The sequence below is a fragment of the Vibrio sp. 10N.261.52.A1 genome (assembly GCF_002876325.1).
GTDB lineage: Bacteria > Pseudomonadota > Gammaproteobacteria > Enterobacterales > Vibrionaceae > Vibrio > Vibrio chagasii.
Map to the genome: position 1 here is coordinate 1 of NZ_MCYD01000323.1, position 977 is coordinate 977.

Consider the following 977-nt stretch of genomic DNA (forward strand, 5'->3'; position numbering starts at 1 on the left):
CAATGAGCCCTTTTTTAGATCTTAATATCAACCTTGCTAGCGCAACCGTTACTTTTCATCAGCCTCTAGCTGCTTAGGGTTCCACTTCCCTTCATGAATCGCGGAATTGACATCTCTTCTTGGTAGCCAACCCATGGTTTCAAGTTCTGGTTTATCTTTGAAGTGATCAACGTAGCCGATACACAAATACGCAACGATATCGATGTTCTCTGGGATATCTAGAGCATCACGTAGTGTTGAGTCGTGAAGGATACTTACCCACCCTAACCCTAGGTTTTCTGCCCTTGCCGCAAGCCATAAGTTTTGAACTGCACACACGGTGCTGTACAAATCCATCTCTTGTTTAATAGTTCTGCCGAGCACAACCTTTCCAGTTCGATTGCGATCGCAAGTCACGCAGATGCCGATAGGTGATTCAACAATACCTTCCAACTTTAAGCGTTTATACATCGCCTGCTTTTCATCGGTGAACATTTCAGCGGATTCTGCATGCGCTTGATTGAAGCCCGCTTTGATCTGCTGCTTGGTTTCGATATCACGAACAACGACAAAGTCCCAAGGTTGCATAAAGCCGACGCTAGGCGCATGGTGCGCCGCAGTTAACACACGCATCAATACGTCTTCAGGGATCTCATCAGGAAGAAACTGACCACGAACATCTCGGCGAGAAAAAATCGTTTTATATACGGCTTCGCGTTCATTTGGTGTAATTTCCATACTTCCCTGTCTTATCGTCGTCTTAATTGAGCCAGTATTATCCAACTAAAGTGTCTATGTTGCTAGCAGTACACAAGCAACATGGTAGAATGCCGCCATTAATCTTATCCTTGTATAAGATTGTTGAACCTTTCCATCGCTATTTAGCCAAATCATACCGAGAAACTTATGCCATTTTCCAAGCTTGGATTAAGCTCACCTATTGTTAAAGCCGTTGTAAAACAAGGCTACGAAAAGCCAACCTCTATTCAAGAAAAAGC

At 43.8% G+C, this 977-nt stretch carries 1 protein-coding gene; it reads right to left on the minus strand.

What is annotated here, in order from left to right:
• Nucleotides 1–48 precede the first annotated feature (48 nt).
• Nucleotides 49–717, minus strand: coding sequence for a 5,6-dimethylbenzimidazole synthase (bluB, locus tag BCT81_RS03925; protein WP_102423290.1), 669 nt, complete (start codon nt 715–717; stop codon nt 49–51).
• Between the last annotated feature and the right edge of the window lie 260 nt (nt 718–977).